At 71.1% G+C, this 22,438-nt stretch carries 23 protein-coding genes; 1 reads left to right on the top strand and 22 read right to left on the bottom strand.

Annotation, left to right across the window (positions count from 1 at the left end; all coding sequences use genetic code 11):
- Nucleotides 1-62: 62 nt before the first annotated feature.
- The 15 genes from LQK89_RS09395 to LQK89_RS09465 form a co-directional block, all read right to left on the bottom strand.
- Entirely contained in the window at nt 63-884 is an 822-nt protein-coding gene (locus tag LQK89_RS09395; RefSeq protein WP_174778162.1) for a PP2C family protein-serine/threonine phosphatase, read from the bottom strand.
- A 60-nt stretch (nt 885-944) separates the two neighbouring features.
- Nucleotides 945-1,625 (bottom strand): FHA domain-containing protein, encoded by a 681-nt coding sequence (locus LQK89_RS09400; protein WP_231048947.1) that lies wholly within the window; start codon nt 1,623-1,625, stop codon nt 945-947.
- Nucleotides 1,622-2,218, bottom strand: coding sequence for a hypothetical protein (locus LQK89_RS09405; protein ID WP_231048948.1), 597 nt, complete (start codon nt 2,216-2,218; stop codon nt 1,622-1,624). The genes LQK89_RS09400 and LQK89_RS09405 overlap by 4 nt, the downstream gene beginning before the upstream one ends.
- 89 nt (nt 2,219-2,307) lie before the next feature.
- Nucleotides 2,308-3,078, bottom strand: a complete 771-nt coding sequence (locus LQK89_RS09410; protein WP_331000587.1) for a YaaA family protein — start codon at nt 3,076-3,078, stop codon at nt 2,308-2,310.
- The gene (locus tag LQK89_RS09415) at nt 3,075-3,338 is read right to left on the bottom strand and encodes a F0F1 ATP synthase subunit epsilon (protein WP_175326349.1); all 264 of its coding nucleotides are present in this window, start codon (nt 3,336-3,338) and stop codon (nt 3,075-3,077) included. The genes LQK89_RS09410 and LQK89_RS09415 overlap by 4 nt, the downstream gene beginning before the upstream one ends.
- Nucleotide 3,339: 1 nt before the next feature.
- Entirely contained in the window at nt 3,340-4,794 is a 1,455-nt protein-coding gene (gene atpD, locus LQK89_RS09420; RefSeq protein ID WP_114850004.1) for a F0F1 ATP synthase subunit beta, read from the bottom strand.
- A 48-nt stretch (nt 4,795-4,842) separates the two neighbouring features.
- Complete coding sequence (locus LQK89_RS09425) at nt 4,843-5,745, bottom strand: F0F1 ATP synthase subunit gamma (RefSeq protein ID WP_058740382.1); 903 nt, start codon at nt 5,743-5,745, stop codon at nt 4,843-4,845.
- Nucleotides 5,746-7,374 (bottom strand): F0F1 ATP synthase subunit alpha, encoded by a 1,629-nt coding sequence (gene atpA / locus LQK89_RS09430; protein ID WP_058740383.1) that lies wholly within the window; start codon nt 7,372-7,374, stop codon nt 5,746-5,748. It abuts the gene before it with no gap.
- Between the two features lie 107 nt (nt 7,375-7,481).
- Entirely contained in the window at nt 7,482-8,276 is a 795-nt protein-coding gene (locus tag LQK89_RS09435; protein ID WP_231048949.1) for a F0F1 ATP synthase subunit delta, read from the bottom strand.
- 2 nt (nt 8,277-8,278) lie between these two features.
- Entirely contained in the window at nt 8,279-8,833 is a 555-nt protein-coding gene (locus tag LQK89_RS09440; RefSeq protein ID WP_058740385.1) for a F0F1 ATP synthase subunit B, read from the bottom strand.
- 9 nt (nt 8,834-8,842) lie between these two features.
- The gene (gene atpE, locus LQK89_RS09445) at nt 8,843-9,079 is read right to left on the bottom strand and encodes an ATP synthase F0 subunit C (RefSeq protein WP_096899086.1); all 237 of its coding nucleotides are present in this window, start codon (nt 9,077-9,079) and stop codon (nt 8,843-8,845) included.
- Between the two features lie 55 nt (nt 9,080-9,134).
- Nucleotides 9,135-9,920, bottom strand: coding sequence for a F0F1 ATP synthase subunit A (gene atpB, locus LQK89_RS09450; RefSeq protein ID WP_114850005.1), 786 nt, complete (start codon nt 9,918-9,920; stop codon nt 9,135-9,137).
- 180 nt (nt 9,921-10,100) lie between these two features.
- A complete protein-coding gene (locus LQK89_RS09455) occupies nt 10,101-10,580 on the bottom strand; it encodes a hypothetical protein (protein ID WP_231048950.1) in 480 nt (159 codons plus the stop codon).
- Nucleotides 10,577-11,803: an MraY family glycosyltransferase gene (locus tag LQK89_RS09460; RefSeq protein WP_114850006.1), complete on the bottom strand. Its 1,227-nt coding sequence runs from the start codon at nt 11,801-11,803 to the stop codon at nt 10,577-10,579. The genes LQK89_RS09455 and LQK89_RS09460 overlap by 4 nt, the downstream gene beginning before the upstream one ends.
- A complete protein-coding gene (locus tag LQK89_RS09465; protein ID WP_175326351.1) occupies nt 11,800-12,474 on the bottom strand; it encodes an L-threonylcarbamoyladenylate synthase in 675 nt (224 codons plus the stop codon). Before LQK89_RS09465 ends, LQK89_RS09460 begins: the two co-directional genes overlap by 4 nt.
- A gap of 37 nt (nt 12,475-12,511) precedes the next feature.
- Here LQK89_RS09465 and LQK89_RS09470 point away from each other — a divergent pair, with 37 nt between their 5' ends.
- Nucleotides 12,512-13,174: an HAD family hydrolase gene (locus LQK89_RS09470; protein ID WP_231048951.1), complete on the top strand. Its 663-nt coding sequence runs from the start codon at nt 12,512-12,514 to the stop codon at nt 13,172-13,174.
- Here LQK89_RS09470 and prmC read toward each other — a convergent pair.
- The 7 genes from prmC to lysA form a co-directional block, all read right to left on the bottom strand.
- On the bottom strand, nt 13,171-14,046 hold the full coding sequence (gene prmC, locus LQK89_RS09475; RefSeq protein WP_231050775.1) for a peptide chain release factor N(5)-glutamine methyltransferase: 876 nt from the start codon (nt 14,044-14,046) through the stop codon (nt 13,171-13,173). The two genes, LQK89_RS09470 and prmC, sit on opposite strands and share 4 nt — an antisense overlap.
- 16 nt (nt 14,047-14,062) lie before the next feature.
- Entirely contained in the window at nt 14,063-15,148 is a 1,086-nt protein-coding gene (gene prfA, locus LQK89_RS09480; protein ID WP_058740390.1) for a peptide chain release factor 1, read from the bottom strand.
- 3 nt (nt 15,149-15,151) lie between these two features.
- Nucleotides 15,152-17,344 (bottom strand): transcription termination factor Rho, encoded by a 2,193-nt coding sequence (gene rho, locus LQK89_RS09485; protein ID WP_231048952.1) that lies wholly within the window; start codon nt 17,342-17,344, stop codon nt 15,152-15,154.
- A 161-nt stretch (nt 17,345-17,505) separates the two neighbouring features.
- On the bottom strand, nt 17,506-18,462 hold the full coding sequence (thrB, locus tag LQK89_RS09490; protein WP_141863332.1) for a homoserine kinase: 957 nt from the start codon (nt 18,460-18,462) through the stop codon (nt 17,506-17,508).
- Between the two features lie 32 nt (nt 18,463-18,494).
- Nucleotides 18,495-19,574, bottom strand: coding sequence for a threonine synthase (thrC, locus tag LQK89_RS09495; RefSeq protein WP_231048953.1), 1,080 nt, complete (start codon nt 19,572-19,574; stop codon nt 18,495-18,497).
- A 49-nt stretch (nt 19,575-19,623) separates the two neighbouring features.
- On the bottom strand, nt 19,624-20,943 hold the full coding sequence (locus tag LQK89_RS09500; RefSeq protein WP_174778152.1) for a homoserine dehydrogenase: 1,320 nt from the start codon (nt 20,941-20,943) through the stop codon (nt 19,624-19,626).
- 26 nt (nt 20,944-20,969) lie between these two features.
- Entirely contained in the window at nt 20,970-22,391 is a 1,422-nt protein-coding gene (gene lysA / locus LQK89_RS09505) for a diaminopimelate decarboxylase (protein ID WP_231048954.1), read from the bottom strand.
- Nucleotides 22,392-22,438 lie beyond the last annotated feature (47 nt).

Below are 22,438 nucleotides of genomic sequence, written 5' to 3' on the forward strand. Positions count from 1 at the left end.
TTCGGGGGTCACCGCAGCGGAGTGCGGCGTCAGCGATCGATGCCGGTGGCCGCTGCTCGCAGTCAGTGGCGGGGCAGCGTGTCCTCGACGTCCGGATCGGCGGGCGCCGCGTCGACCTGCAGCACGACGACGGTGACGTTGTCCCGCCCACCCGCGACGACGGCGTCCCCGACGAGACGCTCGGCGAGGTCCTGCGCGGCGGGAACGCGGGCCGCGATCCGACCGATGCCGACGTCCCCGAGCTCCTTGGTCAGCCCGTCGGAGCAGACGATGTAGCGGTCGCCGGCGCGCAGCGGCAGCGTCCACCAGTCCGGCTCCGGCGGCTCGCCGAACCCGACGGCGCGCGTGATGACGTTGCTGTCCGGGTGCTGCTCGGCGTCCTCGGCGCGCAGGAGCCCCGCGTCGACCATCTCCTGGACGACCGAGTGGTCGACGGTCACCCGACGCAGGGTGCCGTCCTCGATCCGGTAGGTGCGTGAGTCGCCCACGTTGAACACGAGCGCGGCCGGGAGTCCGTGCGACGCGACCAGCGCGACACCCGTCACGGTCGTGCCGGCACCGAGCGCATTGCCGCCGGCCGCCCGCTCGATGTCCGCGGTCGCGAGCAGGAGCGCGCGCTGGATCTGCTGCCGTGTCGTGAACGGACCGTCGGCGACCTGGTCGAGTCGGCGGACGACCGCGTCGCTCGCCCGGTCCCCCGCGAGGTGCCCGCCCATCCCGTCGGCGACGACGAAGAACGGTGCACCGACGACGTAGCTGTCCTCGTTGTGGTCCCGACGGCGCCCGACGTCGGTGGCGGCGCCCCACGAGAGCGTGAGGGTCGTGCCGGCGGCGCCGGGGACGTCGATGGCGTGCTCGGTGGCTGCTCGGCCGAGTTCGGTCACGGTTTCAGGGTCGCTCTCTGGTCGTCAGGGGAACGGGCGGCGTCGGGCACACCGGCGGCGTCACGGGGTCGGCGCGGACGGGATCGGCGGCAACGGGGTCGGCGGGAGCGGTGGGATGCCGTCCGCGGGTCCGACGCGGAGGTGCGGCGACAGGACCTCGATCACGTTGCCGTCACCGATCTCGATGAGCGTACCCGTCAGCACGACGATCGAGGCACCCGACGGCATCCGGAACGGCGCGGCTCCCGCGGGACGGACGACGGTGCCGTTGGTCGAACGGAGGTCCTCGAGCACCGCGGCCTCGCCGTCGGCGTGCACGAGCACGTGCGAGGACGACACCTGCCCACTCGGCGACGGCACGGCCACGAGCTCGGGAGTCGGACCGCGCACCACCCGGGGCAGGGTCGGCCGTCGGCCGACCACGACCGGGTGGTCGAGCCGGACGACACGACCGGCCACACGGATCGACGGCAGTCGACGGACCGGTGCGGGATCGGCCGGGAGGATCGTCGCTGCCCCGTCGGACCGGCTCGCGCCCGCCGGCGCGCCCGGCCCGGCGACCCGGATGACCGTGTCGTCGTCGGGAGCACCGAACGAGCCGTGCGATCCGGGCTCATCGGCCCGGGGTCGGATGACGGTGTCGTCGTCCGGAGCGACCGCCGGGTCCGCGCCGGTCCGCCCGGGTCGGATCACCGTGTCGTCGAGGTCGTCCTCGTCCGTCCACTGTCGCTGCATCGTCATCCCACCGTAGACGATCCGGTCCGCCCCGTGTGGTCCGTCGACCAGTTCGGCCCGTTGCCGGCGCGGACCGAGCGCGCCACGAGCGCCGCGAGGGGATCGTCGGCCCAGGTGTCGAGCGCGTGTTGTGCGCGCACGAGCGCCCGTGCGGGCGACCCGAGTGCCCACGAGCACCACGCGGCGAGGGCCAGGGCGCCGGCAGCCCCGATCGCGTCGTCCACCCCGCCGGGTCGCTCCGCCCGCCAGCGGCGCCACGCAGAGGCGCAGCGGTCCCCCGCTACCCGCACCCGGACGCGGTCCGGAGCCGGGCCCGTCCCGGTGAGCGCCGGCGGGGTCGGGTCGCGGAACGGGTCGAACGACCGCACCGAGCGCGGCGCCGGGGTGTCGCGCGCCGCGATGAACGCGACCAGCGCGAAGCGCGTGGCGAGCGCCCCGCAGGCCGTCGTGACGACGACGGCGCGGCGAGGGTCGAGCACATCCTCCGGGTGCTCCGGGGCGACGAGCGCGGCGCAGGCCGCGCGGAGGGTGACGGCGGCCGCGATCTCGCGTGGCCAGCGCACGAAGGTGGACGGGTGGGTGTTCGTCGACGAGGTCATGCACGAGATCGTGACGCGCCACGCGCCTCCAGGCCGACGTCCGCGGCCCGTCTGTGGACGGACAGCCGCCGGAGCGCTCCTGTGGAGGATCAGACCGAAGCGGGTTCCAGGCTCTCGGCGACGAGGTCCCAGCCGTCGGCCGTGCGGTCGAACGTCACGCCGTTCGCACGAGCCCACGCGGCGAGGTCGTCGACCGACGCGACCTGCGCCCCCGTCCGACCGAGGAGCGCGACGAGCCGACCCTTCGCGGTCTTGTTCCAGTGGTTCAACGCCTTCCGTCGTCCGCCGGCGTCGACGCTCACCACGCGCGGAGCGACCGCTCCGGGCACGGGACCGAGCGCGCGGTACCCCTCGGACCGCAGGTCGAGCACGAGCCCGGCGCCGCGGCTGCCGATCGCGCGGGACGACGCCTCCGGCCAGTGCCGGGCGAGCCGGAGCGGGCCGAGGCGCGAGTCGTGCGACAACCGGTAGGCGGGGATGTGGTCGCCGGCACCGATCGGACCGAACATCGCGGACTGCACCACGACGTGGTCCGCCCACCAGCGTCGGGTGGCGTCGTCGGCCGCGTCGGCGGCGAGCGGGTCGTAGAGCACCCCGGTGTACCGCTCGATCGCCGGCAGGGTCGCCGCGGTGTCGAGCTCGAGGTTGCGGAGCCGCTCGGCGATCGACTTCGGGCCGAGCTTCAGGGCCGTCCGTGCCGTGGACTCCTCGGAACTGACGGAACGGGCCGCGGTGATCACCGCGGCCCGTTCGTCGGCCAGTTCCGGGAAGGACAGCGCACGCAGGTCGAGCGTGCGGTCCGGGTCCCCGCCCTCCCGCTTCGTCTCCGAAGGCGGGAGGAGGACGGTCAGTCCGGTCAGGACGCCAGCGCGGCCTGGCGCGCCACGATCGTGACCGTGTCGTGCTCGACCGACAGGAAGCCGTCCTCGGCGTCCGCCGTCACCGTCGAGCCGTCGGCTCGGGTGATGCGGACCTGCCCCTGCGCGAGGGTGGCGAGCAGCGGCTCGTGCCCCGCGAGGATGCCGATCTGGCCCTCGGACGTCCGAGCCACGACCATGGTGGCGTCGCCCGACCAGACCTCGCGGTCGGCCGAGACGACGCTCACGGTGAGTGCCGCCATGTCAGCGGTTCTCCTTCTGGATCTGCGCCCACTTCTCTTCGACGTCGTTGATGCCACCGACGTTGAAGAAGGCCTGGGTCGCGACGTGGTCGAACTCGCCGTCGGCGATCGCGCGGAACGACTCGATGGTGTCCTTCAGCGGGACGGTCGAGCCCTCGACACCCGTGAACTTCTTCGCCATGTACGTGTTCTGCGAGAGGAACTGCTGGATCCGACGAGCGCGCTCGACCGTGATCTTGTCCTCTTCGGAGAGCTCGTCGACACCGAGGATCGCGATGATCTCCTGCAGTTCCTTGTTCTTCTGGAGGATCTGCTTGACACGCGTCGCGGTCTCGTAGTGGTCCGCGCCCAGGTACCGGGGGTCCATGATCCGCGACGTCGAGGTCAGCGGGTCGATAGCCGGGTACAGGCCCTGCGACGCGATCTCACGCGAGAGCTCGGTCGTCGCGTCGAGGTGCGCGAACGTGGTCGCCGGCGCCGGGTCGGTGTAGTCGTCGGCCGGCACGTAGATCGCCTGCAGCGAGGTGATCGAGTGACCACGCGTCGAGGTGATGCGCTCCTGGAGCACGCCCATCTCGTCGGCGAGGTTCGGCTGGTAGCCCACCGCGGACGGCATGCGACCGAGCAGCGTGGAGACCTCGGAACCGGCCTGCGTGAAGCGGAAGATGTTGTCGATGAAGAGGAGCACGTCCTGCTTCTGGACGTCGCGGAAGTACTCCGCCATCGTCAGCGCCGACAGGGCCACGCGCAGGCGCGTTCCCGGCGGCTCGTCCATCTGGCCGAACACGAGGGCGGTCTTGTCGAAGACACCGGCCTCTTCCATCTCGCCGATGAGGTCGTTGCCCTCACGGGTGCGCTCACCGACACCGGCGAACACCGAGACACCACCGTGGTCCTGCGCGACGCGCTGGATCATCTCCTGGATGAGGACCGTCTTGCCGACGCCCGCACCACCGAAGAGGCCGATCTTGCCACCCTGCACGTACGGCGTGAGGAGGTCGATCGACTTGATGCCGGTCTCGAACATGGTGGTCTTCGACTCGAGCTGGTCGAAGGCCGGGGCCTTGCGGTGGATCGGCCAACGCTCGGTGACCTCGAGCGCCTCGTCGGTGTTGAGCACGTTGCCCAGCACGTCGAAGACCTTGCCCTTGGTGACGTCGCCGACGGGGACCGAGATCGGGGCGCCCGAGTCACGGACCTCCTGACCGCGGACGAGACCGTCGGTCGGCTTCAGCGAGATGGCGCGGACCAGGTCGTCGCCGAGGTGCTGCGCGACCTCGAGGCCGATCTCCTGCGAGTCGTCACCGATGGTGACGGTCGTGTGCAGGAGGTTGTAGATGTCGGGGATGGCGTCGTGCGGGAACTCGATGTCGACGACGGGACCCGTGACACGGGCGATCCGTCCGACACCGGGCGCCGACGACGTCTCGACCGCGGTGGTGGCGGTGTCGGTCATGGCGTGTGCCTTCCTGAGGGGTGGTGTCTGTCCGCGGGCGTCCGCGGACTACTTCTTCTTCGACGAGAGGGCGTCGGCGCCGCCGACGATCTCGGAGATCTGCTGGGTGATCTCGGCCTGACGCGCGTTGTTCGCGAGCCGGGTGAACTCGTTGATGAGCGAGTCGGCGTTGTCGCTCGCGGACTTCATGGCCTTCTGGCGGGCGGCGTGCTCGGAAGCGGCCGACTGCAGCATGGCGTTGAAGATGCGGCTCTCGATGTAGACCGGGAGCAGCGCGTCGAGCACCGCGTCGGCGTCCGGCTCGAACTCGTAGAGCGGGAGCGGCTCGTCGTTCGACGGCGCCTCGACCCCCTCGACGACCTCGAGCGGCAGCAGACGCACGACCTGGGGCTCCTGCGTGGCGAGGCTCAGGAAGCGGTTGAACACGATGTGGATCTCGTCCACACCGCCCTCCGCCGTGTCCTGGAGGAACTTCGACACGACCGCGTCGCCGATCTCCTTCGCCGTCGAGAACTCCGGCTGGTCGGTGCCGCCGATCCACTGACGCTCCGACGCACGCTCACGGAACGTGAAGTACCCGACGGCCTTGCGACCGACGAGGTAGAACACCACGTCCTTGCCCTCGCTGCGGAGCAGGGAGGCGAGCTCCTCGCCCTGCTTGAGGACGTTGGAGCTGAACGCGCCGTTGAGGCCGCGGTCGGAGGTGAACAGGACGACCGCCGCACGGGTCGAGGACTCGGGCTCGGTGGTCAGCACGTGGTCGACGTTCGAGAACGTCGCCACGGCCGACACGGCACGCGTCACGGCCCGCGAGTACGGGCCGGACGCGGCCATGCGCGCCTGTGCCTTCTGGATCCGCGACGCCGAGATCAGCTCCATCGCGCGAGTGACCTTCTTCGTGGTCTTCGCCGACTTGATTCGCTGTCGGTAGACCCGGACCTGTGCCGCCATCTAGCGACGACCCTTGACGATCTGCTCCTGGTCGACGTCCTCGGCCTGCGCCGCGTCGAACTGCTCCGAGCCGAGCGTCTTGCCGTCGCTCGTCTGGAAGCCCTTCTTGAAGGCGTCGATCTCGCGGTCCATCGCGGCGACAGTGTCGTCGCTGAGCTGGTTGGTCTCGCGGAGCGTCGTCAGGACGTCCGAGTTGCGGCGGAGGTGCTCGAGCAGCTCCGACTCGAAGCGGAGCACGTCGGAGACGGGCACCTCGTCGAGCTTGCCGTTCGTGCCGGCCCAGATCGAGACGACCTGCTCCTCGACCGGGTACGGCGAGTACTGCGGCTGCTTGAGGAGCTCGGTCAGACGCGCACCGCGGTCGAGCTGACGACGCGACGCCTGGTCGAGGTCGGACGCGAACATCGCGAACGCCTCGAGCGAGCGGTACTGCGCGAGCTCGAGCTTGAGCGTGCCGGAGACCTTCTTGATCGACTTCACCTGGGCGTCACCACCGACGCGCGAAACCGAGATGCCCACGTCGACGGCCGGACGCTGGTTCGCGTTGAACAGGTCCGACTGCAGGAAGATCTGGCCGTCGGTGATCGAGATCACGTTGGTCGGGATGTACGCCGAGACGTCGTTCGCCTTGGTCTCGATGATCGGGAGACCCGTCATCGAGCCGGCGCCGAGGTCGTCGGACAGCTTCGCGCAACGCTCCAGCAGACGGGAGTGCAGGTAGAAGACGTCACCCGGGTAGGCCTCGCGGCCCGGCGGACGACGGAGGAGGAGGGACACGGCGCGGTAGGCCTCGGCCTGCTTCGACAGGTCGTCGAAGATGATCAGGACGTGCTTGCCGCCGTACATCCAGTGCTGGCCGATGGCCGAACCGGTGTAGGGGGCGAGGTACTTGAAGCCGGCCGGGTCGGAGGCCGGAGCGGCGACGATGGTGGTGTACTCCATCGCGCCGGCGTCCTCGAGCGCACCCTTGACGGAGGCGATCGTGGAGCCCTTCTGACCGATCGCGACGTAGATGCAGCGGACCTGCTTCTCGACGTCGCCGGACTCCCAGTTGGCCTTCTGGTTGATGATCGTGTCGATCGCGATCGCCGTCTTGCCGGTCTGGCGGTCGCCGATGATCAGCTGACGCTGACCGCGGCCGACCGGGATCATGGCGTCGATCGCCTTGATGCCGGTCTGGAGCGGCTCGTGGACCGACTTGCGGGACATGACTCCAGGGGCCTGGAGCTCAAGGGCACGACGGCCCTCGGCCTGGATCTCGCCGAGACCGTCGATCGGGTTGCCGAGCGGGTCGACCACGCGACCGAGGAAGCCGTCGCCGACGGGGGCGGACAGGACCTCACCCGTGCGGGTGACCTCCTGGCCCTCCTCGATGCCGGCGAACTCGCCGAGCACGATGGCGCCGATCTCGTCCTCGTCGAGGTTCTGCGCGAGACCCAGGGTCCCGTCCTCGAAGCGGATGAGCTCGTTCGCCATGACGCCGGGGAGGCCCTCGACGTGCGCGATGCCGTCGCCCGCGTCGGTGACGTGCCCGACCTCGGCCGTGGAGGCCTTCGTCGGCTCGTAGTTCGAGACGAAGTCCTTCAGGGCATCACGGATCTCATCGGGGCTGATGGTGATGTCTGCCATGGGATTTTCCTTGTTGGTTTCCGGGGCCCTTCGGCTCCGAGAGGGTGACGCTGCCTGACTCGGCAGTTCCCGTTGTGGACTTGGGTGGGGCGGCTTCGACCGTACGCTCAGCCGGCGAGCTGGAGCCGGAGCTCCGACAAGCGCGTGGACACCGTGCCGTCGATGACGTCGCCACCGACCTGCACGCGGACCCCGCCGACGACCGCGGGGTCGACGACGTGGTTGACGCTGATGTCCTTGCCGTACCGCTCGGCGAGACCCCGGGCGACGCGAGCCGCCTGGCCGTCCGAGAGCGGGGTCGCGGTGATGACCGTCGCGACGAGCTTGCCCGCCTGGTCGGCCACGATGCGCGAGGCGTCGCGGACGAGCTCACCGATGCGGCGGCCACGCGGCTGCTGCACGAGGTGGGCGACGATCGCGGTCGTCTGCGCCGAGGCCTTCGACCCGATCAGACGCTCGACGAGCGCGGCCTTCTCCGCCGGGCTGCCGAGCTTCGTGCCGAGTGCGAGCTCGAGCGACGCGTCCGAACGGACGGCGGTCTCGAACGCGAACAGCTCGGCCTCGATCGAGGTGTCCGACGACGCGGTGGCCGCGACGGCGCGGATGCCCGCGTCCTCGATGCCGGCGAGCAGGTCCTGCTGCGAGGACCAGCGCGAGCCGGCCACGGCGGTCAGGACCGCACGCGTCGCGTCGGACTGGCCGGCGAAGACGCGGTCGATGAGGACCTTCTTGCCGACGACGTCCGCCGTCGGGTCCGAGAGCAGTCCGAGCAGCTGGGGCGCACCGGCGATCGCACGCCCGGAGGCGAGGATCTCGACACCCGCGCCGAGGTCGACCGACCCGCCGAGGTCGGCGAGCACCGCCCTCGTCGACGTGAGTGCTTCCCTGGTGGCGCTGCGCATGCTCAGCGCTCCCCGGCCGACTGGCCCTGCGATGCCTCGAGGTCGGCGAGGAAGCGGTCCACGACCGCGGCCGACTTCGCGTCGTCGCGGAGCGACTCGCCGATCACACCGGAGGCGAGGTCGAGGGCGAGGGTGCCCACCTCGCTCCGCAGCGACTGGAGCGCGCTCTGCCGCTCGGCCTCGATCTGCGCCTGGGCGTTGGCGGTGATGCGTGCCGCATCCGCCTGTGCCTGCTCGCGGACCTCGTTGCCGATCGCGGTCGCGTCGGCACGGGCCTGCTCGCGGATCCGCGAGGCTTCGGCACGCGCGTCGGCGAGCTGCTTGTTGTACTCCTCGAGCGCGGCCGCGGCCTGCTCCTGAGCGGCTTCCGCCTTCTTGATGCCACCCTCGATGGCCTCGGTGCGCTCATCGAGCATCTTCGTGATGCGCGGCGTCACGACGCGCCACATCACGATGAAGATGATGACGAAGGCCACCGCGGACCACACGATGTCGTACACCGGCGGGATCAGCGGATTGTGGGTCTCCTCCGCCGCGATGATGAGTGCAGTCTGCATCGAGAAGCCTTAGTTGGTGAAGATGAAGTACGTCGCGATACCGATGAAGGCCAGGGCCTCCGTGAAGGCGATACCGATGTACATGAGGGTCGTCAGACGGCCCTGGAGCTCAGGCTGGCGAGCGACGGACTCGATCGTCTTGCCGACGACGATGCCCACGCCGATGGCCGGACCGATCGCGGCGAGGCCGTAGCCAACCGTCGCGATGTTGCCGTTGATTGCCGCGAGAACGGTCGTTGCGTCCACGTGTTTTCCTTTCGAGTGCGGCCCGACGGATGTCGTGCCGTAGGGGGTCAGTAGGTCAGTGCTCGTCAGCCAGCGCGAGCTGGATGTACACAGCGGTCAGCAGCATGAAGACGTACGCCTGCAGCAGCGCGACGAGGATCTCGAAGAAGCTGAACGCGATGCCGAACGCCAGGGTCCCGATGCCGAACAGCTTGAAGAGGCTGTCGGCGTCGAAGAAGAAGAACCAGGTCGCCGAGAAGAACAGCACCAGGAGGAGGTGGCCGACGACCATGTTCATGAGCAGTCGCAGGGTGAGCGTCACCGGACGGAGCACGAACGTCGAGACGATCTCGATCGGCGTCACGATGATGTACAGCGGCCACGGCACCCCGGGCGGGAAGAGCGCGTTGCGCAGGAACGTGCCCGGGTGCTTGCGGAGACCGGCGTAGATGAAGGCGACGTAGGCGACGATCGCGAGGATCATCGGCATCGCGATGCGGCTGGTCCCGGCGATGTTCATGAACGGGATGAGACCCGTCAGGTTCATGAAGAGCACACCGAAGAAGACCGTGGCGAGGAGCGGCAGGAAGCGCTTGCCGTCCTTCTCACCCAGGTTGTCGAAGGTGTTGCGACGGACGACGTCGAACGCGTACTCGATGAAGGCCTGGCCCCGGTTCGGGACGAGCTTCAGCGCGCGCGTCCCGACGAACGCGAAGACGAGCAGCACGGCCACCGCGAACAAGCGGATGAGGACGATGCGGTCCATCTCGATCGGGGTCCCGGCGAAGAAGATCGGGTCCGGGAAGAACTCGTTGATCGACGGACCATGGAATTCGGCGGCCTTGCTGCTCCCCGCCGCCACGGTGTTGGCCGCAGCGGTGAGGGACAGGGGAAGAGCGTGGGATAGCAGCGCTGTCTCCTGTGTCGGCGCGCGCACGTCATGGCACGCGATGGTGGACTGTGTGGAGGCTCGTCCGCTCCGAGCGAGGCTCCGGACGCGGACTTCGAGAAGCCTATCAGGTGCGAGAGGCTTCCCGGGCTCTCAGGAGCGGGGGGTGTCGTTCCCAGGAGCGGAGCCGTCACCGGGCAGGCTGACGCCGATCGGGATGCGCGCCTTGGCGACCGCGACGACGTCGATCACGAGGGATCCGACGACGCCGACGATGATCACGACCGCGAGCACCGGGAAGTCCACCCACGCCCGGTCACGCAGCGCGATGAGCACCACGAGGAACAGGATGAACTTCAGGATCCAGGTGCCCATCACGATGCCGAAGAAGGCACCGGAGATCATCTGCCCCTTCGACACCCGCAGGGCGACGAGCACCGACAGCGCCGTGAGCCCGAGGAACGCCACGCTGAGCACCGCGCCGAGCAGTCCCCCGACCAGGCCGGGCGTACCGCTCACGACGAGCCCGACGACGCCGCCGACGACCGCCAGCGCGACGGCGAGCAGGCCCGCCCAGAGGAGGATGCGGCGGAAGACCGGCCGGACGTGGTCGAGGGCGTTCGGTGCGGTCACGAGGGGTCTCCAGGGATCGATCGGTCGTTGGCGGCGCGGTCGAGGGGGTCGAGGCGGGCGTCCACCACGGGGGACGACCGCGTGGCGGCCTGCGCGGCGAACTCGGCGCGCTTCCGGCCGAGCGGGGCGAACGTGGCGACGGCGCACACGGTGAACCCGACGGCGACGAAGGTCAGCACCCAGTACCAGTCCACGAACAGGAACAGCAGGCACCCGAACGCGACGGTCGCGGTCCACGCGTAGAAGATGAGCACCGCGTGGAAGTGCGAGTGCCCCATGTCGAGCAGCCGGTGGTGCAGGTGCTTCCGGTCGGCCGAGAACGGCGACTTCCCCGCGCTCAGGCGCCTGGTGACGGCCAGGCCGAAGTCGAGGATCGGCACGATCAGGATCGCGAACGGCAGCAGGATCGGGATGAACGCCGGGAGCAGGGCCTGGCGCGTCTGCACCGCCGCCGGGTCGATGTTGCCCGTCACCGACACCGCGCTCGTGGCCATCAGGAAGCCGACGAGGAGCGCGCCCGCGTCCCCCATGAAGAGCTTCGCGGGGTGCCAGTTCAGGATGAGGAAGCCGAAGCACGCCCCGACGAGCACCGCCGTGAGCAGCGACGGCAGGTTGAAGAAGAACTCCGTCTGGACGACCACGCGGTTGATGAAGAACGTGTACAGGAAGAACACGCCGCCGGCGATGATCGCGACGCCGGCGACCAGGCCGTCCAGCCCGTCGATGAAGTTCACGGCGTTCATCACGAGCACGACCGCGAGCACCGTGAAGATCAGGCTCATGTACGACGAGCCGACGCCGAGCGTGTTGCCGATCGGCAGCGAGACGATCGCCACGCCCTGCCACGCGAGGATGCCCGCGGCGATGATCTGCCCGGCCAGCTTGGTCATCCAGTCCAGGTCCCAGATGTCGTCGGCGACGCCGAGCACGACGATGATCGTCGCCCCGCCGAGCACCGCGAGCACGCGCCCCGGTTCGCTGAACACCAGGCGGAAGTAGTCGGTCCCCGCGATGGACGGGAACAGGAACCACGCGGCGAGCATCGCCACGATGACGCCGATGTACATCGCGATCCCGCCGAGCCGCGGGGTCGGCGTGCGGTGCACGTCGCGCTCCCGGACCTTCGGGTACCAGCCGTACCGCAGGCCGAGCTTCCACACGATCCAGCTCATGCAGAAGCTCACGACCGCGGCGATCGCGCCGGCGAGCAGGTAGTACTTCACGTGAGCAGGTCGGCTCCGACGACCCGGGCGATCTCGTCGTCGGGGATGACGCCGTGCCGCACGATGGTCACCTTCCCCCCGGTGGACAGCCCGGTCGCGTCGACGATGGTCGATCCGGTGGACGCCGCGACGCCGTCCCGCACGGCGATCGGGCCGCCGTCCAGGTACACCGACACGCTGTCGCCGAGCATCGCCTCGGCCCGGTCGACGTCCATCGCTGCGGGGTCGCCCGTGGAGTTCGCGGAGGAGACTGCGAGCGGTCCGACCTCCTGCAGGAGCTCGAGGGCGATCCGCGAGTCGGGCATCCGGAGCGCGACGGTCCCCCGCGTCTCCCCCAGGTCCCAGTCGAGCGAGGGCTGCGCGCGCAGGATCACGGTGAGGCCGCCGGGCCAGAACTCGTCGACGAGGTCACGGACCTGCTGCGGGATCTCGGTGGCCAGCGCCTCGAGCGTCGGCGGCCCCGGGATGAGCACCGGCGGCGGCGACTGCCGCGTGCGGCCTTTCGCGTCGAGGAGGCGCTGGACGGCGCTCGCGCTGAACGCGTCCGCCGCCAGGCCGTAGACGGTGTCGGTGGGGACGACGACGAGCTCTCCGCGCCCGAGCGCGGCACGTGCGAGCCGCATCCCGGTCAGGAGCCCGTCGGGGTCGGTGCAGTCGTATCGGGAGGCCATGACTCGACGATGATAGTGCGACACAATGGGTGGCATCGTGAACGAGACCGACGCGCCCCGCCTCCTGTTCCTCTTCGACATGGACGAGGTCCTCGTCCGGTACGACTGGCGGGTCCGGATGGCCGCCCTCGCCGAGTTCACCGGACACGACTTCGCGGAGCTCCGCCGCCGCTGGTGGGACTGCGGGAACGAGGCCCGCGCCGAGGCCGGCCACTACGCCGACGGCGACGACTACCTGGCCGCGTTCGCCGACGCGATGGGCACCGACGTGCCCGAGGCCGACTGGGCGCGGATCCGCGGCGCGGCCATGACGGAGCTCCCGGACCGGGTCGAGGCGGTCCGGATCGCCGCCGAGCACGGGCGCGTCGGACTCCTCACGAACAACGGACCGCTCGCCGGGCGGTGGATCGGCCGCTGGGTACCGTCGCTTCCGCCGCTCTTCGGCGAGCACCTGGACACGACGAGCAACTTCGGGGCCAGGAAGCCCGAGCCCGAGGTCTTCGAGCGGGCGCTCGCGCACCACGGTGTCCCCGCCGAGCGCACGTTCTTCGCGGACGACATGCCGGTCAACGTCGAGGCGGCACGGTCGGTGGGCATCCACGCGGTGCTCGTCGAGGAGCACACGGACCTCCGCGACGCGGTCCGCGCCTTCGTCGCGATGACCGACGACAGCCTGGAGGCGCGGCTCGGGTCCGTCTAGCGGGTCGCGGTGGTCGTGCGGTCGCGCCCGGTGAGGTCGACGTGCGTCTCCGGGGACCGGAACCCCCGGCGCGCGAGGACCTCGCGCACACCGGCGCCCTGCTGCTCCGCGTGCTCGATCACGAGGAGACCACCCGGCACGAGCAGGCGCCAGGCCGTCTCTGTGAGGGCCCGGACGGCGTCGAGGCCGTCCGCTCCCCCGTACAGCGCGAGCGCCGGGTCGTGGTCGCGGACCTCGGGGTCGACCGGCACCATGTCGTCGGGCACGTACGGCGGGTTCGAGACGACGACCGACACCGTGCCGTCGAGCTCCGGGAGGGCATCAGCGAGGTCGCCCTCGACGAGCCGGACGGTCCCGCCGTGGGCGTCGACGTTGCGCCGGGTCCACGGGAGCGCCTCGGGCGAGCGCTCCACCGCGTACACGACCGCGTTCGGCACCTCGGTGTCCATCGCGATCGCGATCGCCCCGCTCCCCGACCCGAGGTCGACGGCGACGGGCTCCGGGACCGCGGCGGCGCGCAGGGCGTCGATCCCGAACTGCACGACCCCCTCGGTCTCCGGTCGCGGCACGAACACGCCGGGTCCGACGGCCAGGGTCAGCGCGCGGAAGTGCGCCTCGCCGGTGATGTGCTGGAGCGGCTCGCGGGTGGTGCGCCGCGCGACCGCGTGCCGGAAGCGGTCGACGTGGTCGGCAGCGATCGCTCCCCCGGTCATCGCGCGTGCCTGGACCGCGCCTCGCGACGTGTCGGTCGCCCAGGCGAGCAGGAGTTCGGCGTCCACACGCGCGGACGGGACCCCGTGCGCGACGAGCGCCGCGGTCGCCTCGTCGAGGAGGCGATCCGCGGTGAACGTCGGCTGACCGTCGGAGGTGATCCGATCCTCCAGGCCGCTACTGGCCGTCCTGGTCGCCGATGGCGGCCAGGCGGGCCTCTTCGTCCGCCGAGATGGCGGACTGGATGACGGGCTCGAGCGCCCCGTTCATCACGCGGTCCAGGTCGTACGCCTTGTAGCCGGTGCGGTGGTCCGCGATCCGGTTCTCCGGGAAGTTGTACGTGCGGATGCGCTCCGAGCGGTCCATGCCGCGGATCTGCGACTTGCGCGCGTCCGAGGCGATGGCATCGAGCTCCTCCTGCTGGCGGGCGAGGATGCGGGCGCGGAGGACGCGCATGCCGGCCTCGCGGTTCTGCAGCTGCGACTTCTCGTTCTGCATCGCGACCGTGATGCCCGTGGGCAGGTGCGTGATGCGGACCGCGGAGTCCGTCGTGTTGACGGACTGCCCGCCGGGGCCGGACGACCGGTACACGTCGATCTTGAGGTCGTTCTGGTTGATCTGGACCTCTTCGGGCTCGTCGACCTCGGGGAACACCAGCACGCCGGTGGTCGAGGTGTGGATGCGGCCCTGCGACTCGGTGGCCGGCACGCGCTGTACGCGGTGCACGCCGCCCTCGTACTTCAGGTGTGCCCAGACCCCCTGCGAGGGGTCGGTCGCGTTCGACTTGATCGCGACCTGGACGTCCTTGTAGCCGCCGAGGTCGGACTCGGTGCGCTCGAGGAGCTCGACCTTCCAGCCCTTCGCCTCGGCGTAGTGCGAGTACATCCGGAGCAGGTCCGCGGCGAAGAGCGCCGACTCCTCGCCGCCCTCACCGCCCTTGATCTCCATGATCACGTCGCGCCCGTCGTCCGGGTCGCGCGGGATGAGGAGCCGGCGGAGGCGCTCCTGGCGCTCCGCCAGCTGCTCCTGCAGCCCGGGGACCTCGTCCGCGAACGCCTCGTCCTCGCGGGCGAGCTCCTGGGCGGCGGCGAGGTCGTCCCCCGCCGCCTGCCAGGACTCGTACGCGGCCTTGATCTGGCTCAGCTCGGCGTAGCGCCGGTTCACCTTCTTCGCCCGGGCGGCATCGGCGTGGAGCGCGGGGTCCGACAGCTGCTGCGTCAGGTCCTCGTGTTCCGCCAGCAGCCCCGCCACCGACTCGAACACGCCTTACTCCTGGTGGCCGTCGTGGCGCCCGCCGGTCGTCGGGACCGACTTCTGCACCTGGACGAGGAACTCGACGTTGGACTGCGTCTCCTTGAGGTTCCGCAGCACGATCTCGAGCGCCTGCTGCGGGTCGAGCCCGGCGAGGGCTCGACGCAGGCGCCACGTGATCTTGACCTCGTCGGCGGAGAGCAGCTGCTCCTCGCGACGGGTCCCGGAGGCGTTGACGTCGACGGCCGGGAAGATCCGCTTGTCGGCCAGGTGGCGGTTCAGGCGGAGCTCCATGTTGCCGGTGCCCTTGAACTCCTCGAAGATCACCTCGTCCATCTTCGAGCCGGTCTCGACGAGCGCGGTCGCGAGGATGGTCAGCGAGCCGCCGTCCTCGATGTTGCGCGCGGCGCCGAAGAATCGCTTCGGCGGGTAGAGCGCTGCGGAGTCGACGCCGCCGGAGAGTACGCGACCGGAGGCCGGGGTCGCCAGGTTGTAGGCGCGGCCCAGGCGGGTGATCGAGTCGAGCAGCACGACGACGTCGTGACCGAGCTCGACGAGACGCTTCGCACGCTCGATGGCGAGCTCGGCGACCGTGGTGTGGTCCTCGGCCGGTCGGTCGAAGGTCGAGGCGATGACCTCGCCCTTCACCGAGCGCTGCATGTCGGTGACCTCTTCGGGACGCTCGTCCACCAGGACGACCATGAGGTGCGCCTCGGGGTTGTTCTTCGCGATCGCGTTGGCGATGGCCTGCAGCACGACGGTCTTGCCGGCCTTGGGCGGGGACACGATGAGCCCGCGCTGGCCCTTGCCGATCGGCGACACGAGGTCGATGATCCGCGTGGACAGCTTCTGCGGCTCGGTCTCGAGGCGCAGGCGCTCGTTCGGGTACAGCGGGGTCAGGTCGGAGAAGTCCTTGCGAGCCGCTGCCTCGTCCGTGGTCTGCCCGTTGATCGAGTCGACCTTGACCAGGGCGTTGTACTTCTGGCGGCCCTGCTGCTCGTTGTCCCGCGGCTGCTTGATCGCGCCGACGACCGCGTCGCCCTTGCGCAGGTGGTACTTCTTCACCTGGCCGAGCGAGACGTAGACGTCGCTCGGGCCGGGCAGGTAGCCCGTGGTGCGCACGAAGGCGTAGTTGTCGAGGACGTCGAGGATGCCGGCGATCGGGATGAGGACGTCGTCCTCGGTGATCTCCGGCTCGAACTCGTCGTTCTGGGCGCCACGGCCGCGCTTGCGGTCCCGCTGACGACGGCCGCGGCCGCCCTCGGCGTCGTCCTGCTGGCCGTTCTGCTGCGGGCCGTTCTGCTGCTGGCCGTTCTGCTTCTGCTGGCCGTTCTGGTTCTGGCGGCCGTTCTGCTTCTGCTGGCCGTTCTGGCCGTTCTGCTGCTGGCGGTCGTCCTGGTCGGCGTCGGCCTGCTGCTCGTCCTGCTTGGCGTGCTGCTGACCGGCCTGCTTCTGCTGGCCGTTCTGCTCGCCGGACTGCTGCTCGCCGTTCTCGCCGTTCTGCCCGCGGCCACGACCCCGACCCCGGCTGCGGCGTCCGCGGCGCGAGCCGCCCTCGCCCTGCTGGTCGTCCTGGCCCTGACCCTGGTCCTGCTGGCCCTGGTCGTCCTGCGACCGACCCTGGTCGGCCTGCTGCTGACCGGCGTCGGCCGGCTGCTGACCGGCATCGGCCGGCTGGTCGGCGGCGTCGACCGTCGGCGCCTCGGCGGCGGGACCGCGGCCACGGCCACGGCGCTGTCCGGCCTGGGCGGCCTCCTGCGCGTCCTTCTCCGCGCGCACCTGGTCGAGGCCCGCGAGCAGGTCCTCGGTGCCGGTGTGGCCGTGGTTGGTGTGCTCGGCGGCCGAGGTCGGCGCGGCGCTGACCGTGCCGCCGGACGAGGCACGGCGCGAGCGACGGCCACGGGCGGGCTGCTCGGCGGCGGGGGCCTCGGTCGGCTCGGCTGCCGCGGGGGTCTCGACCGCGGGGGTCTCGACCGCGGGGGTCTCGACCGCGGGGGTCTCGACCGCGGGGGTCTCGACCGCGGGGGTCTCGGCGGGGGCGGCGTCGGCGGGACGCTTGTCCTCGATCGAGGCGATGAGGTCGCCCTTGCGGAGCTTGGAGAGCCCGGTGATGCCGAGCGAGGAGGCGATCCGCTGGAGCTCCGGGAGCCGGAGGGCGCGCAGGTCGCTGGGGATCTCCACCGGAGTGGAGTCGTTGACGTTCGTCAAGTCGGTGTTTCCTTTCGAACCGCAGAACGCGGAGAGTTTCCACCGTCCCGGCGCATGGGTGCGCGTCGACCGTCGTTCAGACGACGGACCGGGATTCGGTGATCAGAAAGAGAGTGCCCCCGCGCACCGGACCCTGCGCTGGTGAGGAGCAGTCCTTGCGCCTACGCGGGATCGGCTTCGAGCGCCGAGTGCGGCACCACTGTAGCACCACCCAGGTCCACGGCCAGCATGAGGGCCCGCCAGTCGGACTGCGCGTGTCGCGCCACCAGGTCCGCGGCCGTCAGGCGCTGCGCCGGGTCGCTGCCCAGGACGAGCAGGCTCGGTCCCGCGCCGGAGACGACCGCGGCGAGGCCCTGCTGCCGGAGGAGACCGATGAGCGCGTCCGTCTCGGGCATCGCGCTCGCCCGGTACGACTGGTGCAGGCGGTCCTCGGTCGCGGCGAGCAGCAGCTCGGGGCTCTGGATGAGCGCGGCGACGAGCAGGGCGGAGCGCGACACGTTGAACGCGGCGTCCTCGTGCGGCACGCTCGCGGGTTGCAGGGACCGCGCGAGCTTCGTCGACAGCGTCGAGGTCGGCACGAAGACCACCGGCGAGACACCGCGGTGGACGAGCAGCCGCTTGTACGCGGGGCCCTCTGGCGTCATCCACGCGATCGTCAGACCGCCGAAGAGGGCCGGGGCGACGTTGTCGGGGTGCCCCTCCATCTCGGTGGCGAGCGACAGCAGGGTCGATGCGTCGAGGTCGACGATCCCCTCGAGGAGTCCGCGGGCGGCCATCAGCCCGGCGACGATCGCCGCGGCGGACGAACCCATGCCGCGCCCGTGCGCGATCGCGTTGACGGCGTGCAGCTCGAGCCCGGGCTGGGCCACTCCGGCGTGCTCGAGGCCGCGGCGGACGGCCCGGACGACCAGGTTCGAGTCGTCCGTCGCGACCTCGCCGGCACCGACGCCCTCGACCGTGACGGTCGCGCCCGGCTCCGGACGGACCCGGACGACGACCTCGTCGTAGAGCGACAGCGCGAGCCCCAGGGAGTCGAACCCCGGGCCGAGGTTCGCAGAGGTCGCCGGGACGCGCACACGCACCGCCCGTCCGGCCGGTACAGCGTTGCGGGCGGTCATGCCCTCCCCCGGTCCGGACGAGCGGTCGACGCTCACGCGGAGCCGACCAGTCCGAGCACGTCGGCGACCGACTTCGTGTCGACCGGGACGCTCGTCGGGGCGACCTCGCCGCCGTCCGGCGTGCGGAGGGCCCACTGCGGGTCCTTGAGGCCGTGTCCGGTCACCGTGATGACGACCTTCGCACCCTTGGGCACGATGCCGGCGTCGGCACGCTCGAGCAGTCCGGCCACGCCGATCGCGGACGCGGGCTCGACGAAGACGCCGACCTCGGCGGACAGGATGCGGTGCGCGACGAGGATCGCCTCGTCGGTGATCGCACCGAAGTAGCCGTCGGTCTCGTCCCGGGCCTCGAGCGCGTACTGCCACGAGGCCGGGTTGCCGATGCGGATCGCCGACGCGATGGTGTCCGGGTTCGGGACGACCTCGCCGCGGACGATCGGGGCGGATCCGGCGGCCTGGAAGCCGAACATGCGCGGCATCTTCGTCGACCGGCCGGCCGCGACGTCCTCGCGGTAGCCGCGGGAGTACGCCGTGTAGTTGCCGGCGTTGCCGACGGGCAGGAAGTGGAAGTCCGGCGCGTCACCGAGGACGTCGACGACCTCGAACGCGGCGGTCTTCTGCCCCTCGATGCGGTCGTTGTTGACCGAGTTGACGAGGTGCACCGGGTAGTTCGCAGCGAGGTCGCGCGCGATGTCGAGGCAGTCGTCGAAGTTGCCCTGCACCTGCAGCAGCTGGCCGTCGTGCGCGACGGCCTGGCTGAGCTTGCCCATGGCGATCTTGCCCTCGGGCACGAGCACCGCAGCGGTGATCCCCGCGTGCGTGGCGTAGGCGGCGGCCGACGCGCTCGTGTTGCCGGTCGAGGCGCAGATGACGGCCTTCGCACCGTGCTCGACGGCCTTCGAGATCGCCATCGTCATGCCACGGTCCTTGAAGGAGCCGGTCGGGTTCATGCCCTCGTACTTCACGTAGACCTCGGCGCCGGTGCGCTCCGACAGGCGACGAGCCGGGATGAGCGGGGTCCCGCCCTCGCCGAGGGTGACGACCGGCGTCGTCTCGGTCACGTCGAGACGGTCGGCGTACTCGCGCAGGACTCCCTGCCACTGGTGGGCCATCAGGCTCTCCTTGTTCGGTGTGTTGCAGTCGGGGGCGGTGGGGTGATCGTCAGGCGCCGACGACTCGGAGCACGCTCGTGACCTCGACGACGACGTCCTCGCCGCGGAGGGCCCGGACCGTGTCGGCCAGGGCGGACTCGCGGGCGAGGTGCGTGCCGATCACGAGGTTCGCGGTGCCGGCCGTGCCGTCGCCCGGGTCGGTGGCGGCGGTCTGCTCGACGGTCTCGACGCTGACGCCGTGGTCGGCGAGGACGCCGGCGACGGTGGAGAGCACTCCGGGGGCGTCCGCGACGTGCAGCGTGATCTGGTAGCGCGTGCTCACCGAGCCGATCGGGAAGACCGGCAGCGCCGACTGCGTCGACTCGGCGATCCCGGGGCCGCCGATGACGTGGCGACGGGCGGCGGACACCAGGTCGCCGAGCACCGCGGACGCCGTCTCGACGCCGCCGGCACCCGCGCCGTAGAACATGAGGTCGCCGGCCGCCTCGGCCTCGACGAACACGGCGTTCTTCGCGCCGTGCACGCTCGCCAGGGGGTGCGACTCCGGGACGAGCGCCGGGTACACCCGGGCGCTCACGCCCTCGACGCCCTGCGCGTCGGTGAGGCGCTCGGCCGTCGCGAGGATCTTCACGACGTAGCCGGCCTTCCGCGCGGCCCGGACCTGCTCGATCGTGACCGAGGTGATGCCCTCGCGGTGCACGGCGGCGAGTGGGACCGAGGTGTGGAACGCGAGCGACGCGAGGATGGCGGCCTTCTGCGCTGCGTCGTAGCCCTCGACGTCGGCGGTCGGGTCGGCCTCGGCGTACCCGAGCTCGGTCGCCGTGGCCAGGGCGTCCTCGAACGTCGCGCCCTCGCGGTCCATCAGGTCGAGGATGAAGTTCGTCGTGCCGTTGACGATGCCCATGATCCGCTCGATGCGGTCGCCCGCGAGCGAGTCGTGCAGCGGACGGATGATCGGGATCGCCCCGGCGACCGCGGCCTCGTAGTAGAGCTGCGCGCCGACCTGCTCCGCCACGGCGAAGAGCTCCGGGCCATGCGTCGCGAGGAGCGCCTTGTTGCCCGTGACGACGTCGGCGCCGGACTGCAGCGCCTGCAGGACGAGCGTGCGCGCGGGCTCGATGCCGCCGATGAGCTCGACGACGATGTCCGCGCCGAGGATGAGCGACGCCGCGTCCGTCGTGAAGAGCTCCTTCGGCAGGTCCACGTCCCGAGGCGCGTCGGTGTCGCGGACCGCGATGCCCACGAGCTCGAGGCCGGCGCCGGCACGGGAGGCGAGCTCGTCGCCGTGCTCCAGGAGCAGCCGGGCCACCTGGGAGCCGACCGAGCCGGCTCCGAGCAGCGCGACGCGGACGTTGCGGTATTCGATCATCTGGTGCGGGTCCTGTCGTTCTCGGGTCATCCGGCCGCGCCGGCTGCGGGCGCGGGGACGACCCCGGTGTCGCGGGCGAGGAGGTCGTCGATCGACTCGCCCCGGACCAGGGTACGGGCAGTGCCGTCCGCCACCGCGACGACCGGCGGGCGGCCGACGTGGTTGTAGTTGCTCGACAGCGCCCAGCAGTAGGCACCGGTGGCCGCGACGGCGAGCAGGTCGCCTCGGTGCACGTCGCCGGGCAGGTACTCGTCGTGCACGACGATGTCGCCCGACTCGCAGTGCTTGCCGACGACGCGCGTCAGGACGGCCGGGGCGTCCGAGGTACGGGCGAGCCGGGCGGTGTAGTCGGCGCCGTACAGCGCGGGACGGGCGTTGTCGCTCATGCCGCCGTCGACCGACACGTACGTGCGCGTGGCGGTCGCGCCGTCCTCGGTCTCGAGCGCGACCGGCTTGATCGTGCCGACGCGGTAGAGCGTGACGCCCGCCGGGCCGACGATGTAGCGGCCGGGCTCGACCGCGATCTCCGGCACCGGGATGTCGCGCTCGGCGCAGGCCTCGGCGACGATGGTGGCGAGTGCCTCGGCGACGTCCTCCGGGGCGAACGCCTCGTCCGCCTCGGTGTAGTCGATCCCCCAACCGCCGCCGAGGTTCAGCTCCGGCACCGGACCGGACTGCACGAGCTCGGCGTGCACGTCCATCAGACGGCGGGCGGCCTCGCGGAAGCCCGACTCGTCGAAGATCTGCGAGCCGATGTGCGAGTGCAGACCGACGAACGCCAGGCTCGGCTCCGCGCGCACGGCTGCGGCGGCCTGGACGGCCTCGGTCAGCGGGATGCCGAACTTCTGGTCCTCGCGCGCGGTCGCCAGGTACTCGTGCGTCGACGCGTGGACGCCGCTGTTGATCCGGATGCGGACGCGCTGCACGGTCCCGGCGACCGCCGCGGCACGGGCAACGCGGCCGATCTCCTCGTGGCTGTCGAGCACGATCGTGCCGAGGCCGACCTCGACCGCGCGGGCGATCTCGGCGTCGGACTTGTCGTTGCCGTGGAAGCCCAGGCGTGCTGGGTCGACACCGCCGGCCAGTGCGACCGCGAGCTCCCCGCCCGTGCAGACGTCGACGCGGAGGTCGGCCTCGGCCATCCACGCGGCGACCTGGGTCGTGAGGAACGCCTTCGCGGCGTAGTAGACGTGCGCCCGGGTACCGATCCGGCCGAAGGCGTCGTCGAACGCGGTGCGCACGCGGACGGCACGGGACTGCACGTCGCGCTCGTCGACGACGTAGAGCGGCGTGCCGTACTGCGCGACCAGGTCGGCGGCGGCGACGCCGCCGATCGCGAGCGAGCCGTCGTCGGTCCGCGTCGCGGACGCGGGCCAGATGCGCGCGCTCAGCGCGGAGGCGTCGTCGGGGACCCGCAGCCGCGGCGGGGCAAGGGGGTTCTCGCTCACGGGACCCGATCCTAGCGAGCCGGGACGAGCCTCCAGTCCGCTGTTAC

The sequence above is a fragment of the Curtobacterium sp. C1 genome, from assembly GCF_021049325.1.
In the GTDB taxonomy this organism is placed as follows: domain Bacteria; phylum Actinomycetota; class Actinomycetes; order Actinomycetales; family Microbacteriaceae; genus Curtobacterium; species Curtobacterium citreum.

Excerpts from the sequence above, each read along its gene's own strand:
- LQK89_RS09440 (WP_058740385.1), bottom strand. The coding sequence starts at position 8,833 with ATGCAGACTGCACTCATCATCGCGGCGGAGGAGACCCACAATCCGCTG.
- thrB (WP_141863332.1), bottom strand. The coding sequence starts at position 18,462 with ATGACCGCCCGCAACGCTGTACCGGCCGGACGGGCGGTGCGTGTGCGC.
- atpD (WP_114850004.1), bottom strand. The coding sequence starts at position 4,794 with ATGACCGACACCGCCACCACCGCGGTCGAGACGTCGTCGGCGCCCGGT.
- LQK89_RS09400 (WP_231048947.1), bottom strand. The coding sequence starts at position 1,625 with ATGACGATGCAGCGACAGTGGACGGACGAGGACGACCTCGACGACACG.
- thrC (WP_231048953.1), bottom strand. The coding sequence starts at position 19,574 with ATGGCCCACCAGTGGCAGGGAGTCCTGCGCGAGTACGCCGACCGTCTC.
- LQK89_RS09435 (WP_231048949.1), bottom strand. The coding sequence starts at position 8,276 with ATGCGCAGCGCCACCAGGGAAGCACTCACGTCGACGAGGGCGGTGCTC.
- LQK89_RS09415 (WP_175326349.1), bottom strand. The coding sequence starts at position 3,338 with ATGGCGGCACTCACCGTGAGCGTCGTCTCGGCCGACCGCGAGGTCTGG.
- atpA (WP_058740383.1), bottom strand. The coding sequence starts at position 7,374 with ATGGCAGACATCACCATCAGCCCCGATGAGATCCGTGATGCCCTGAAG.
- LQK89_RS09465 (WP_175326351.1), bottom strand. The coding sequence starts at position 12,474 with ATGGCCTCCCGATACGACTGCACCGACCCCGACGGGCTCCTGACCGGG.
- LQK89_RS09500 (WP_174778152.1), bottom strand. The coding sequence starts at position 20,943 with ATGATCGAATACCGCAACGTCCGCGTCGCGCTGCTCGGAGCCGGCTCG.
- LQK89_RS09405 (WP_231048948.1), bottom strand. The coding sequence starts at position 2,218 with ATGACCTCGTCGACGAACACCCACCCGTCCACCTTCGTGCGCTGGCCA.
- LQK89_RS09425 (WP_058740382.1), bottom strand. The coding sequence starts at position 5,745 with ATGGCGGCACAGGTCCGGGTCTACCGACAGCGAATCAAGTCGGCGAAG.